This window comes from Deltaproteobacteria bacterium, assembly GCA_019308905.1.
Taxonomy (GTDB): Bacteria; Desulfobacterota; BSN033; order WVXP01; family WVXP01; genus JAFDHF01.
On record JAFDHF010000086.1, the window covers coordinates 1 to 12,681 of the forward strand.

Here is a 12,681-nt window from a genome sequence, read left to right on the forward strand (position 1 = left end):
AGGGAACCGGACGTGGAGAAACAGAAGGAGATCGCCCGGGCGATCCAGAAGCGTGCATTCGAGGTAGTGACATATGTGCCTCTGGGAACCGTTTACCAGCCGGTTGCTTACCGCGCCGACCGCCTGGTGGGTCTTGTGAAGAGCCCGGTGCCCCTGTTCTGGAATGTGAGCAAGAAGTAAGGGGAGGAAGGTCCGGTTCTTGATTCCGCAAGAGGACGAAGAGGCGGATGTGGGCATATATTGTTAGACGTCTGCTGGCTACCATCCCCGTTGCGGGGGTGGTAGTCGTCTTTGTTTTTCTTCTCCTTCACCTTGCACCCGGTGATCCGGCGGCGGTGATTGCGGGAAACTACGCCATGCCGAAGGACATCGAGCGGATCAGGCAGAAACTCGGCCTGAACGAGCCCATGCACGTCCAGTTCGGCAAGTGGATCTGGCGAGTCGCACACGGGGATTTGGGCGATTCGATCTTTTCAGAAATGCCGGTTACAAAGCTTATCGGCCAGCGGATGGAACCCACCCTCTCCCTTGCCGTGGCGAGCATGCTGGTGGCTGTTCTCCTGGCAGTGCCCATGGGGATCCTGGCGGCGTGGAAGGCAGGGACCTGGATAGACTATGTGGTGATGATCTTTGCGGTGCTGGGGTTTTCCATCCCTGTTTTTGTGATCGCCTACATACTGATCTTCGGGTTTTCCATCCACATCCCGATTTTCCCGGTACAGGGCTTTGTCAGTATCAGAGAGGGGTTGTTGCCCTTTCTCCGGAGCATCACCCTGCCGAGCCTCGCCTTGGGTCTGATCTACGCGGCCCTCATTGCAAGGATCACGCGGGCCAGCCTTCTTGAGGTATTGGCCGAGGACTACATCCGTACGGCTCACGCCAAGGGCCTCAGTGCCGGAGTCGTCATGCTGCGGCATGCTTTGAAGAACGCCTCGGTACCGATTGTGACCATCATAGGGGTGGGTATCGCCCTGCTCATCGGCGGTGTGGTGGTGACCGAAAGCGTCTTCAACATCTCGGGCCTCGGGCGGCTGGTGGTGGACTCCGTTCTGGCCCGGGACTATCCCGTGATCCAGGGGATCACACTGATGTTCTCGGGCATATACCTCCTGGTCAACCTGATTGTGGACATCTCCTATACGTTTCTGGATCCCCGTATCCAGTACTAGACAAGAGGCAAGGGTAAATGGTTGCACAACCGGGTGACATTCTCCTTGAGGAGGCACAACTCGATGCCGGAGCCGGGCCATGGGCCCGGTTTTGGGATTTTGCGCGGCGCAACCCCACGGTGGTCGGGGGAGGGATGGTCTTGATCCTGATGGTGGGCCTGACCCTGGCATCTCCCTATATCAGCTCCGATCCCCTGGCGCTCAACCCGATCGACCGTCTCAGACCGCCCTCGGGAGAGCACTGGTTCGGTACGGACAACCTCGGACGTGACATCTACAGCCGCACGCTCCACGGGGGCCGGATCTCCCTGACGGTGGGCATAAGTGTGGCCATACTGGCCAGTGTCGTCGGCTTGCTGGTTGGATTGATCTCCGGCTACAGCCGCACCCTCGATTCGATCATCATGCGACTTATGGACGGCTTGATGGCCATCCCGGATATTCTGCTCGCAGTTACCCTGGTTGCCATCACCAGTGCGAGTATCGAAAACGTGGTAATGGCCATCGCGATCCCCCAGGTGCCCCGCGTGGCTCGCCTGGTAAGAAGCATAGTGCTGACCATCCGGGAGCAGCCCTATGTGGAGGCTGCGGTCTCTATCGGCACGCGTGTTCCGAAGATGCTCTTCCGTCACATTCTGCCCAACACCATGGCTGCGCTCCTCGTGCAGGTGACCTACGCCTTCGCAGAGGCTGTGATCATGGAAGCCCTTCTCGGTTTCATCGGAGCGGGCACGCCTCCTGAAATCCCCAGTTGGGGCAACATCATGGCCGGCGGGCGGGTATACTTCCAACTGGCACCCTGGATTATCTTCTTCCCCGGCACCTTCCTGACCCTGACCGTGCTTGCGGTCAACGTGATGGGTGACGGCCTGCGAGACATGTTGGATCCACGGCTGGCACGGCAGATGTGAGGTGATGACAAGGCAGCCCTGTGACTCCTGCTATGGCTAAACCGTCATTGTCTGACAACCCCGTCCTTGAGGTGGACGACCTCAGGGTTCGGTTCTACACCAGGGATGGTGTGGTGCGGGCTGTCAACGGGGTGTCGTTCTACTTGAATCGCCGCGAGACTCTGGGGGTAGTGGGAGAATCCGGTTGCGGCAAGAGTGTCATGGCCCTTTCGATTATGGGCCTCATCCCCCAGCCGCCGGGCCGCATCGAGAGCGGGACGATCAATCTCGAAGGCCGCAACCTCCTCGCCCTGCCTGAGGAAGAGATGCGCAAGGTCCGGGGCAACGAGATCTCCATGATATTCCAGGAACCGATGACTTCCCTCAATCCGGTGCTGACTGTGGGCTTTCAGATCGCCGAATCCCTGATGCTCCATCAGGGGCTTTCGAAGAAAGAGGCCTTTGAAAGGGTGGTGGAATTCCTGGAACTGGTTCGCATCCCTGAGCCTGCAAGGCGGGCACGGGAGTATCCCCATCAAATGTCAGGTGGTATGCGCCAGCGCGCAATGATAGCCATGGCCCTTTCGTGTAACCCGAAAGTCCTGATCGCCGATGAACCGACCACGGCCCTGGACGTTACCATCCAGGCCCAGATCTTGAAACTCATGCAGCAGCTCAAGGATAGAATCGAGACGGCGATCATCATGATCACTCACGATCTGGGCGTTATTGCGGAGGTGGCTGAGAGGGTTCTAGTCATGTACGTGGGCCTCAAGGTGGAAGAGGCCCCGGTGTGCGAGCTTTTTGAGCAACCCATGCATCCGTACACCCAGGGTCTCATGGCCTCCATCCCGCGTATCGACGAAGCGCCAGGGGCAGAGAAAGACGTGCGTCTCGACGAAATTCCCGGCATCGTCCCCTCCTTGAGGAGAGACATCGTAGGGTGTCCCTTTGCACCGAGATGCGGTTTTGTCAGGTATCGGTGCAGGCGGGAGGCGCCGCCCCTCGTAGAGAAGGCTCCGGGCCACTGGGTCGCCTGCTGGGAGACCGAACGTGTGAGGTCCGATTCCCATGGCTGAAGCTGCGCCGGACATGCTTGCCGGCAGGGAGACAGAGCCTATCCTGGAGGTGAGAGATCTCAAGAAGTACTTCGCCCTCCGGGGCGGAGTGCTGTTTCGTCCTGTTGGCCAGGTCTTGGCTGTGGACGGGGTCTCTTTCACGATTGAACACGGCGAAACGCTCGGCCTCGTGGGGGAGAGCGGGTGCGGCAAGACCACGGTGGGCAAGACCGTTCTGAGATTGATCGAACCCACGGCGGGTACCATCAGGCTGAAATCGAAGGATATCACCCATGTCAAGGGAGAGGAGCTCCGGGCGGCCCGTCGTGAGATGCAGATCATTTTCCAGGACCCGTACTCTTCCCTGAACCCCCGCTTGTCGGCCAGAGAGATCGTGGGAGAGCCCCTCGAGAACTACGGCCTCGCCAGAGGCAAGGAGAAGGAGGAACGGGTCGAGGCCCTGTTGAGCCGTGTAGGTTTCCGCCGTGAGGATATGTCCAAACACCCCCACGAGTTTTCCGGAGGACAGAGGCAGCGGATCGGAATAGCAAGGGCTCTCGCCCTGAACCCGAGCCTCGTCGTTGCCGACGAGCCGGTCTCGGCCCTGGACGTTTCGATCCAGGCCCAGGTTATCAACCTCCTCATGGATCTGCAGGAAGAATTTCACCTCACCTATCTTTTTATCTCCCACGACCTGGCAGTGGTCAAACATATCAGCCACAGGATCGCGGTGATGTACGTGGGGAAGGTCGTGGAGATCGCCGAAAAGAAGAGCCTCTTTACCAGGCCTCTCCATCCATATACCAGGGCCCTTCTCGCGGCCGTGCCCATCCCGAATCCCAGGGCCGGCCACGAGATCGCGGTCCTTGAGGGCGATGTGCCGAGCCCCATAAACCCGCCTGGGGGCTGCCGTTTTCATACACGGTGTCCGTATGTGGAGAAACGGTGTCGCTCGGAGGAACCTCTCCTCAGGGAGGTGGAGCCGGGCCACCTGGTGGCGTGCCATCTTGATTTCTGAGTCCCGAACCTTGAGGGGGCAGGTCTCACTTTTCCTCTGGAAATTCGAGGATTTCGGTCGGACGGGAGCACGGCGGTCCTGCTCTCAGGTGGAGTTCTCTCCCGGCGAAATCCATGATGATGCTTGCATTGGTGCGGGACTGGTGCATCTCGTCCTGTCCGGGGTTGGGGTGGCAGCAGATCGAGTCGGGGTAGTTGACGTGGTCAGAGAGGACCGACCACAGGCCCTCTATAGAGATTCTTGCCTGCTGGGAGAGGAGGAATCTGGCCCGGGCCAGTCTCGTTATCGTGTCCGGATAGAGCCTCTTGAAGCGGTCATCCTTTGGGCCCACATGTGTGAGAAAATGGTTCGTATGGAGCAGCAGACCCTCATGGGGCAGAATCTCGCAGAAGCCGTCAGGCACGAGCTCGATGTCGATGAGTTCTCCCTGTGCGCTTGCGATCATGAGATTGCTCGAACCCGCACATGCTGACCGGAGGATTGCAACAAGGGAGTCGCTGAGGCATCTGCTGTTGAGGACCCCTCGGCACAGCACGTGGAAGGGGACCCCCTTCCCGCCGTAACCGCAATCCAGGAGATTGACGGCGAGCCCTATGCCCTGGGAATTGATCCCTATTTTTGCAACCAGCCCGGCCTCGGTAAGGGTCAACACCGTAGGTCTGCCGGGCTGTTCAACTTCGAGGAGAACCGTCCCTTCTGCCAGGCTCGGAAGCCAGTCCCAGTTCTGGGCCAGCAGCACGTTCCCGGTATCGCTCCGCACGGGGTCAAGCCCGACAGCCGTGCATTCTCCCCGGAGGGCATACCCTATTTCGGTGCGGCTGTTGAGGGCGACGATATCCTCAAGGCTTGTCCCACTGCCCTGAGCTATACCGCGAATCTCCTCGGCTATGTCCGGGTCGTAATCGTGGATGCTTTGGGTGGCTGCTCTCACGAAAGAAGACAATCGATTCTCGTCCACTCCACCCACCTGGACGAACCACGACCTGTAGATCTCCAGATTCCTCTGGATAAGGTCTGAACAGGCAGTGCCGTACTGTACTCCCCTTTCGAAAGGGGAGCCGCCCACCTTGCAGACCCTGACGCCGGGGTTTGTCTTCATGAGGTTGCCTCCTCGACCGCATCGACGACAGCAACGCCTTTCCCTCGGATGTGGCTGAAGCAGAAAGTGTCGCCCCTTGTTACGCGCCGCCGGCCGCCTCCAATCGGCCTATGCCGCGGATCCTCCCCCCTTTGATACCTATGTCGGCATAGTACCAGGGGTTACCGGTGCCATCGACGATCTTCCCGTTCTTTACGACGATATCGAAGATCAAATCCTTTCTACCTCTTGCCGGACATGAGCTCATCGGCCAGGCTGACGGCCTCCTCGGCGGTCTCGGCATAACCGTCGGCCCCGATCTCCTTTGCCCATTCGGCGCTGACCGGTCCCCCGCCCACCATGACGATGTACCTATCCCGAACCCCCGTCTCTTTCAGGAGCTCGATCACCTCTTTCTGGCCGGGCATGGTGGTTGTCAAGAGGGACGACATGCCTATGATGTCAGCCGAGTGTTCGGCAGCCTGTTTGAGAAAAGTGGACATGGAAACGTCCTCACCGAGGTTGTAGACTTCAAAGCCCCGGGTCTTCATCAACATGGCGAGAATGTCCTTGCCGATTTTGTGAATGTCTCCCTTGACCGTCCCCAGGATGACGGTTCCACGCCTGGTTCTTTCCTCTCCTCGCTTCAGGATTTCAGGCTCGAGGATCTTCATGGCCGCATTGAAGGTATTGCTCGCACGGATCAGCTCGGGCAGGTAGACTTCCCCGCGGTTGAACTTGTCGCCGATGATCGTCATCCCCTGGGAGAGTCCCTTTTCGATACCCTCAACAGGATCGATTCCCTGGGCGACAAGATCATTGGCCACCTTTTGGACTTTCTCCTCGTCGAGTTCCAGAATTGCCTCCTTCAACTCTTCAAAGACTCTTGCCGTAACCATCGAATCCTCCTTCTTGTTGGTCAAGTGCAACTGGAAAACGGCCCTTCCGTTTCTTGAACGATTCTTCCGACCAGTTGTAAACCTCCCTTCGGCAATACAGGTAGACCGGAAACTCGGTGGTGTTCGTTCCGGGGCATCTCTCAGCGGCAACTGGTTGGTCTGCAATGAAAAAGGTCGACTCACCTCCCCGAACGAATCAGAGGGGAATACCCAGATTCGAGAGTTCCTTCCTCATCTTCCTGTCGAAATCGACGTACTCCTTGCCCGGTACCCTCCTGGCGACGTCCCAGCATTCGGCGTACTTCTTCCCGAGAGGAGGGCTGGCCAGATTGCCTTCGTACCTTTCAAGCAGCTTCTTCACGATTCCGTTGGCCTCCTTACGGGTCATCCCAACTACCCGATGGGCCACTTCCGAGGCCAATCGGGGTTCCATGGGGGTGAAATGGTCCACATGGGTCGCCTTTGCAACACCCCCGAATTCGATGGACCCTCCCGATACGACTGTGGTGGTGATGGCCGAGGCGATTTCGTAGTAGACCATCTCCGTCATCGGCCCGGCTGCCGCGTAGCTTATGACCAGAAGGGGAAAATGGCTGTTACGGCTGATAGCCTGGTTGCTGACACTCACGGCCCAGGTCACGTCCCGGGTAGTGGTGCAGCCGTAGTTGAAATGGGTGGGGAAGGTGAGGTGCAGAGAGGCCCTCATGGTGATGATCCCGCTCAGGTGATAGGCCACGTTGGTAACCGCTGTTCCTTCCGGTCCTCCACAGTAACCACCGAGAATCGGGGCGGTCTCAGCACAGATGTGGCCGCCGAAGGTGGTAAGAAAGGCGATCTCGTTGAAGCGCTGATATTCCAGTTTCAATTCGGCCGTATGTCCGACAGGCCATCCATCCGACGGTCTCAAGCCGAACTGGGTCCCGGCGATCTTGGCAGTATCTGTTCCGGCATTGGCAATCGAATTCATGATCGGAAGGCCCGGCCGACCACCCCGGCGCAGTGCCTCGCGGCCCAGGACGACCGCCCGGATGGATGCAAGAACCTCGAGTGGAGAACCGGTCCTTACGGTCCGTCCGTTTATCGAGACGATGGAAGGGGCCGTTATGGAGTCTGCCAGGGGCATGAAACCGGCATAGGCTTCCACTATGCTCGCGAAGAGTTCCTCATTGGATACGGCCGCTCCGCCGGCGCCTATGAAGCACCAAGGACGGGCCGTGCTCTCCGGTTTTCTTGCGACAAGGGCCTTCGCATCCTTTCCCTCCCCGAAAACAGGGGCAGAGGGGGCCTGGGCGAGGGCTTCGCAGAGCTCTTCCTCGCTGAAGCGGAGGATCCGTTCCGTGTCAGGGCAGTAGACCCCCACATCGCGAAAGAGTTCAAAACCCGCTTGAAACACCCTGTCGGCCAGGCCGTCATCTGACGGGATGGGGTTGTCGGGGTCATACTTGATCTTGTACTTGGAAACAAGCTCCCGGATCCTGGGAACGAGGATCTCCATGTCGAACTCGCTTTCCGAACAGTACCTGCCGGTCATGACCCGGTCGATCACCTCGTAGAGACTGATCATTTTTTTTTCAACCCTCCTTCCTTGACTCCCGAAGAATACGGAGATTCCCGATTTCTATCGTCTTTCACTTGGGGCTTGCCTCAGCCGTCCCTTTCCTCCGGAAAAGGCGGGCAATAGAACGCCATCTGCACCGATCCACCCTCTGGGTTCTAAGGATCCCTCACCCTGGTTCCGGGGACTATTCCTGGAGGATAAACAGGATCCGATGCCAGCGTCTCGGTCATCAGTGACCGCCAAGACAGGCCGTCAGATCCGATATGTCCTTGATATCTTCAAGGTTTTGTATTTTTTCGATGGCGGACTCGATCTCTTGCTCCTCGAGGCTGTAGGAGGCCTGGTCTCTGAACTTGTCCTCTACCTCTTCCATCGTCAAGGGATTGAGAGGATCTCCCCTCGGGATCTCCACGTATTTTTCGAGTCCGGTCCCGTCCCTCCTGACGATGGTGACCCTGGCGGCTATCCTATCCTTTTCGAAATAAGCCCTGTCGATGTCAGGATCTATTTCGACCCTGACCTTTCTCGAGACTCCCAATACTTCTTTGCTTTCAAGGTTCTCGGCCGTATACCAGGCGGGCCCGGGCCTCTGCCCCATCAAGACCATGGCCGCGGTATAGGGCAGACTGAATTGGGCATCCACCATGCCTGCAGGCCCGTATATCTCCTGTCTTTTCACCCAGGCAAAGGAATGGACGGTCACCTCCTCCACCTCTTCTGCCTTCAAGCCGTGTTGCTCCTTGAGTTCCCTGACGCAGTCGAGGGCAGCGTGCTGCCACCTGCACGAAGAATAGGGTTTGATCGCGATGTCGTCCACCTCGTATTCAGTTCCCAGTCCCCTTGTCATCCCATCAAAATCGCACCGGTCCGATCCTGCCATGATCCAGAATCCGTTCTCCCCATCCAGTATGTGCCTGTTTCCGACAAACCCGTGGGAAGCGAGGACCGCCGCTGTCGCCCCTGTCCAGGCGGGCCATCCAGTGGGCTCTTTGACCCAATGGATCGGCCGCTCCTCCATGTCCCACCCCCATTTCTGGGTGTTCGGGAGCGGTGCTGTCGCTCCCGCTACACCGAAGGCGTCGAGCATCCGCTCAGTATCAAAGCCCAGAATCTTGCCTGCAGAGACGACGGCACCAAAGGTCTGCCAGGTTCCCACGCCCCAGACCTTTTGAAGCCTCTCGTAGGAGGGCTGGATCGCTTTTCCTATGCGGTCGGCCACATCGTAGCCGATGAGGATGGCATTGATGACTTCTTTGCCAGACGCCTTTTTCCACTCTCCCATGGCCAGGGCGGCGGGAATGATCGAAGCTCCGGGATGGCCGATCCCGAAGAGCGTGTCGTCGTAGTCGAGGGCATTGGCAGTGGTCCCGTTGACAAAGGCAGCTTGAATCGTAGGGACCTTCAGCCCTCCGCCCACTATGGTGGCCTCTTCGCTCCCTCCCATGTTCTTGACGGGTGTCATAATAGCCCTTCCGAGACCTGTCTGGCAGCCCCCGAACATGCAGCCGATGCTGTCGAGAACGAAGAGTTTCGCCTTCTCGACGACCCGTGCGGGATAGTCCTCAAAGGATCTCTCCACCGCATACGAGGCGAGCTCCCTTGTAACCCATCTTTTCATCGGGGTCTCCTTTCCGTCCAGCTCCGTTATGATTCGTTGCTCCAAAGGTGAGGGTGATAGGCGAAGCCCGGTTCAGTACCTGAATTTCAGATCATATTTTCTCATCTCCTCTCGTACCTTTCCGTAAAGGTCGAGATACTCGGCGGTCGGCTCCAGGGTTTCGACATTGAAACAGTCCTGGAAGCGCTTTCCCACGGGAGCCTCTGGGATTTTCGACTCGTATCTGCTCAGGAGATCCTTCACGATCTCGTTGGCCGTGTCCCGTTTCATACCGAGGGTGGCGTAGGCGACCTCGGTGGAGAACCTCGCCTCCCAGGGATTCTGATGATCAACATGGGCGTTTTTCCCCACCCCGGGCCCTTCGAAGCTGCCTCCTGAGACGAGATCCGTGATCAGTTGGGCCGCGTTTTCATAGAAACACATCTCAGTGCCGGGACCTGCTGAAAGGATCTCGATGGTGATGAGGGGGAACCTGCTGTTTCGGGAGATGGCCTGGTTGCTCAGACTTATGGCCCATAACACGTCTCGGGAGGTATTGCAGGCGTGCTTGAACTGGATGGGAAAGCTGAGGTGGAGTACCCCCCTCTGCACCATCATAGCCTGGAAGTGGTAAGCAACGTTGGCGACGGCAACCCCTTCAGGCCCTCCGCAGTATCCTCCCAGCATCGGCGAGGTTTCGGAGAGGATATTCCCTCCCAGACTCAGTACATAGGCGATCTCGTTCATCCGCTGGTAGTTGATTTTCATCTCGGCCATGGAGCCCATGACCCATCCATCCGACGGTCTCAGCCCAAACTGGCTCCCGGCGATCTTGGAGGCATCGGTCACGGCCGAAGCGATGGAGTTGGTTATGGGCAGGCCGGGCCTCCCGGACTTTCTCAAGGCGGATCTGGAAAGCTCAACCGTCCGGATGCAGGCGAGGATCTCCAGAGGCGTATTGACCACCACCGTCATGCCGTTTATCGTCTTGAGGGACGGAGTGGTGATGGAGTCGGCCATGGGGACCAGGCCGTATCCCTCGACCAGGGTGGACAGCAGGTATTCGTCGGTGCAGGCGGCGCCAACAGCTCCTACAAAGCACCAGGGGGGCAGGTCGCTTTCCGGCGGGCGCACGGGCATGGGCTTGGCGTCCTTGCCTTCGCCGAATACGCTGTTTGTCGGCGCCGTGGCCAGGGCCTCCAGGATTTCTTCTCGTGTGAACTTGATGATCCGCTGCGAATCGACGCAGAAGGTCCCGACTCTCTCGTAAAACTCGAGCCCCGCCTGAAAAAGATCATCTGCCAGTTGATCATTATTCGGAATGGGGTTTTCCGGATCGTACTTGATTCCGTATTTCATTATTATTTCTCTTAGTTCACTGTCAAAACCTAGGTCAAAGTCCATTTCAGAGATGTAAGGCCCTGTCTGACTGCGCTTGAAGACCTCCAAGAAACCGATCATCTTTTGCCTCCTCTTTCAGCGGATTTTCTCAAGAAAAATGCCCTCGCCACAGACAGCATCTGGGCCTCTGAGGGGACGTGCCCACCCGTGAAGCTTTCGAGCCCTCTCAAATACCCTTCGAGTTTCCAACAACGATAGAAAGAAGGTACGCGTTGCAACAATTTCTTTCAAGGAGGCCATAATAGTATCACTGTGGTACGTCGAGGGTCAACAGTTTTCCCGTGGAGACAGCAATTCCGCATTTACGTTATTTGTTTTGGATAAGGTCCTGAATTGGAGGAGGATTTTCTGGTTTGAAGGGTGGTGGAGAGTCGTAGACCCGAGGTTTTGGAGTTTTAGCTTGTGCCTTACATGGCCGCAATCGGTGACAAGGCCGAGGTGGATCGTTGGCCCTCTGTGGGCAAGGAGCTATGGCTGGTAATTAGTGGTCCAGGTAGTCGGGCTTGGGCAGGGTCAATCGGGTTTTAGGTGGGCAGAGTGTTGGAGCATCTCATGAAGACTTTGAACAAACATCTGGCTCACGTAATGCATGGAGCCTCGGCGAGATAGAGGGATTTTCAGATTGCGGTAGTAGAACATCTGAAACAGCATGTAGGCAACAAAACAGATCAGCGAAAAAGCCACAATCGCCGTGGGGTGATGCTTGAAGCAGTGATCAAGACCATAGTAGGTGACCAGAACATTGAACCCCTGGTTCTCTATCTCCCAGCGTTTGTGTCCGATCCGACAGACCGTCTCGGTCGGCACAATGGCCCTTGGCAAACTCGTACACCAGTACCAGTCAGAACTGTCAACCCCGTTGGCCTTGGTCTCCAAAGAACGTACAACTCGAAGGGGACCGATCTCCGGCCACCGATCAAACCCCTCCTCGTCCCAGCGCTCATAAAGAACCGAACCCTGCTTGCTGACACAAGGAGCTTGACTCCTAAATAGTCCCCCCGCATCCTCTAGGAGATCGGAGTTGTTCCCCTTGAGAACAAAGACGATGTGTTTGGAGTGGTCTCCTAACGGCTCGATAAAACGTGGCCGTCCATATAACCCATCAACCACCACCACATCAAAGGCCTTGGGATACCTTCTCAAAAGCCGCTCCATGAGTCGACTCCCAGCCGCTACCTCATCCTCTCCAGCCAAAACCGGCTCCAGATCCAACGGGATGGCAAAAGCGCCCCCCAATGTCATCGCCGGTGGTAAAATCCCCAGAAGTGGCGGTTGAAAATTCCCCAGGTAGAGGGTGAAGGGAGTTGGGGTATGGGGTAGGGTTCTCCCCTGGAGTAGGAGATTTTGGACGGGGGGGGGAACCGGAGATGATCGACTTGGGAGAATACGGAATGATCGGTCATTTGAGGCAGAAGGGTTACACTATCAGTGCCATAGCCAGGGAACTGGGGATAGACCGAAAGACGGTGAGGAAGTATTTGAGGGGGGCAGAGCCTCCCTGCTATGGGCCGAGGAAGAGGGGCGTGAGTAAGGTCGGGCCATGGAGGGGTTATGTGAGGGCCCGTTTGGAGGCCTACCCGGCTCTGACGGCGGTCCGTCTGTTTCGGGAGATCAGGGAGCTCGGTTATCCAGGGGGCTACACCATGGTAAAGGAGTATGTCAGGCAGGTATTTCCTCTCTCAGAATCTGCACAGCGTCTTGGTCGGGCACCTTGGAGCCTTTGAGGCTTTTGGAGGTGTCCCTGAGGAGGTTCTCTATGACCGGATGAAAACCGTCGTATTGGGGACAGAGCCCGGTGGAGATTTGGTCTTTCACCCAGCCCTGATGGCTTTGGCCAACCACTATGGGTTCAGGCCCAGGGTCTGTCGACCCTATCGGGCAAAAACAAAAGGCAAGGTGGAGCGGCCCATTGGCTATATTCGTCGAGACTTCTTCCTCGGTAGAACCTTTGGAAACCTGGAGGATCTGAACGATCAGTTCCGGTGTTGGCTCTCTGAGTGTGCCAACTCGAGG

General features: G+C 57.5%; 14 protein-coding genes. 7 read left to right on the forward strand and 7 right to left on the reverse strand.

Annotated features, from left to right (window positions below):
- Nucleotides 1–12 precede the first annotated feature (12 nt).
- Genes JRJ26_18825 through JRJ26_18845 form a run of 5 tightly spaced genes read left to right on the forward strand, consistent with a single transcriptional unit; the run spans nt 13 to nt 4,135 of the window.
- Nucleotides 13–180 carry a hypothetical protein gene (locus JRJ26_18825; GenBank protein ID MBW2059548.1) on the forward strand — a complete coding sequence of 56 codons (168 nt, stop codon included), beginning with the start codon at nt 13–15 and terminating at the stop codon, nt 178–180.
- A gap of 47 nt (nt 181–227) precedes the next feature.
- On the forward strand, nt 228–1,169 hold the full coding sequence (locus JRJ26_18830) for an ABC transporter permease (protein ID MBW2059549.1): 942 nt from the start codon (nt 228–230) through the stop codon (nt 1,167–1,169).
- A 17-nt stretch (nt 1,170–1,186) separates the two neighbouring features.
- A complete protein-coding gene (locus JRJ26_18835; GenBank protein MBW2059550.1) occupies nt 1,187–2,080 on the forward strand; it encodes an ABC transporter permease in 894 nt (297 codons plus the stop codon).
- A 32-nt stretch (nt 2,081–2,112) separates the two neighbouring features.
- Nucleotides 2,113–3,138 carry an ABC transporter ATP-binding protein gene (locus tag JRJ26_18840; protein ID MBW2059551.1) on the forward strand — a complete coding sequence of 342 codons (1,026 nt, stop codon included), beginning with the start codon at nt 2,113–2,115 and terminating at the stop codon, nt 3,136–3,138.
- 13 nt (nt 3,139–3,151) lie between these two features.
- Nucleotides 3,152–4,135 (forward strand): dipeptide ABC transporter ATP-binding protein, encoded by a 984-nt coding sequence (locus JRJ26_18845; GenBank protein MBW2059552.1) that lies wholly within the window; start codon nt 3,152–3,154, stop codon nt 4,133–4,135.
- A 25-nt stretch (nt 4,136–4,160) separates the two neighbouring features.
- Here JRJ26_18845 and JRJ26_18850 read toward each other — a convergent pair whose 3' ends face one another.
- The 7 genes from JRJ26_18850 to JRJ26_18880 all read right to left on the reverse strand — a co-directional run bounded on the left by JRJ26_18850 (nt 4,161) and on the right by JRJ26_18880 (nt 11,910).
- A complete protein-coding gene (locus JRJ26_18850; protein ID MBW2059553.1) occupies nt 4,161–5,234 on the reverse strand; it encodes a hypothetical protein in 1,074 nt (357 codons plus the stop codon).
- A 79-nt stretch (nt 5,235–5,313) separates the two neighbouring features.
- Nucleotides 5,314–5,481, reverse strand: a complete 168-nt coding sequence (locus JRJ26_18855) for a hypothetical protein (protein MBW2059554.1) — start codon at nt 5,479–5,481, stop codon at nt 5,314–5,316.
- Nucleotides 5,456–6,112: a corrinoid protein gene (locus tag JRJ26_18860; GenBank protein MBW2059555.1), complete on the reverse strand. Its 657-nt coding sequence runs from the start codon at nt 6,110–6,112 to the stop codon at nt 5,456–5,458. Before JRJ26_18860 ends, JRJ26_18855 begins: the two co-directional genes overlap by 26 nt.
- 196 nt (nt 6,113–6,308) lie before the next feature.
- On the reverse strand, nt 6,309–7,676 hold the full coding sequence (locus JRJ26_18865; GenBank protein ID MBW2059556.1) for a monomethylamine:corrinoid methyltransferase: 1,368 nt from the start codon (nt 7,674–7,676) through the stop codon (nt 6,309–6,311).
- A 223-nt stretch (nt 7,677–7,899) separates the two neighbouring features.
- Complete coding sequence (locus JRJ26_18870) at nt 7,900–9,288, reverse strand: MmgE/PrpD family protein (GenBank protein ID MBW2059557.1); 1,389 nt, start codon at nt 9,286–9,288, stop codon at nt 7,900–7,902.
- Between the two features lie 72 nt (nt 9,289–9,360).
- Entirely contained in the window at nt 9,361–10,728 is a 1,368-nt protein-coding gene (locus tag JRJ26_18875; GenBank protein ID MBW2059558.1) for a monomethylamine:corrinoid methyltransferase, read from the reverse strand.
- 453 nt (nt 10,729–11,181) lie between these two features.
- Nucleotides 11,182–11,910, reverse strand: coding sequence for a transposase (locus tag JRJ26_18880; GenBank protein ID MBW2059559.1), 729 nt, complete (start codon nt 11,908–11,910; stop codon nt 11,182–11,184).
- Nucleotides 11,911–12,035: 125 nt separating this feature from the next.
- Here JRJ26_18880 and JRJ26_18885 point away from each other — a divergent pair, with 125 nt between their 5' ends.
- Together JRJ26_18885 and JRJ26_18890 are read left to right on the forward strand one after the other, a co-directional pair.
- Entirely contained in the window at nt 12,036–12,392 is a 357-nt protein-coding gene (locus JRJ26_18885) for a transposase (GenBank protein MBW2059560.1), read from the forward strand.
- Nucleotides 12,367–12,681: transposase (locus JRJ26_18890; GenBank protein ID MBW2059561.1), on the forward strand; the 315-nt coding region annotated here is incomplete at its 3' end. The genes JRJ26_18885 and JRJ26_18890, both read left to right, overlap by 26 nt.

Excerpts from the sequence above, each read along its gene's own strand:
- JRJ26_18840 (MBW2059551.1), top strand. The coding sequence starts at position 2,113 with ATGGCTAAACCGTCATTGTCTGACAACCCCGTCCTTGAGGTGGACGAC.
- JRJ26_18880 (MBW2059559.1), bottom strand. The coding sequence starts at position 11,910 with ATGACATTGGGGGGCGCTTTTGCCATCCCGTTGGATCTGGAGCCGGTT.
- JRJ26_18870 (MBW2059557.1), bottom strand. The coding sequence starts at position 9,288 with ATGAAAAGATGGGTTACAAGGGAGCTCGCCTCGTATGCGGTGGAGAGA.
- JRJ26_18875 (MBW2059558.1), bottom strand. The coding sequence starts at position 10,728 with ATGATCGGTTTCTTGGAGGTCTTCAAGCGCAGTCAGACAGGGCCTTAC.
- JRJ26_18855 (MBW2059554.1), bottom strand. The coding sequence starts at position 5,481 with ATGAGCTCATGTCCGGCAAGAGGTAGAAAGGATTTGATCTTCGATATC.
- JRJ26_18850 (MBW2059553.1), bottom strand. The coding sequence starts at position 5,234 with ATGAAGACAAACCCCGGCGTCAGGGTCTGCAAGGTGGGCGGCTCCCCT.
- JRJ26_18845 (MBW2059552.1), top strand. The coding sequence starts at position 3,152 with ATGCTTGCCGGCAGGGAGACAGAGCCTATCCTGGAGGTGAGAGATCTC.
- JRJ26_18885 (MBW2059560.1), top strand. The coding sequence starts at position 12,036 with ATGATCGACTTGGGAGAATACGGAATGATCGGTCATTTGAGGCAGAAG.
- JRJ26_18835 (MBW2059550.1), top strand. The coding sequence starts at position 1,187 with ATGGTTGCACAACCGGGTGACATTCTCCTTGAGGAGGCACAACTCGAT.
- JRJ26_18860 (MBW2059555.1), bottom strand. The coding sequence starts at position 6,112 with ATGGTTACGGCAAGAGTCTTTGAAGAGTTGAAGGAGGCAATTCTGGAA.
- JRJ26_18865 (MBW2059556.1), bottom strand. The coding sequence starts at position 7,676 with ATGATCAGTCTCTACGAGGTGATCGACCGGGTCATGACCGGCAGGTAC.
- JRJ26_18830 (MBW2059549.1), top strand. The coding sequence starts at position 228 with ATGTGGGCATATATTGTTAGACGTCTGCTGGCTACCATCCCCGTTGCG.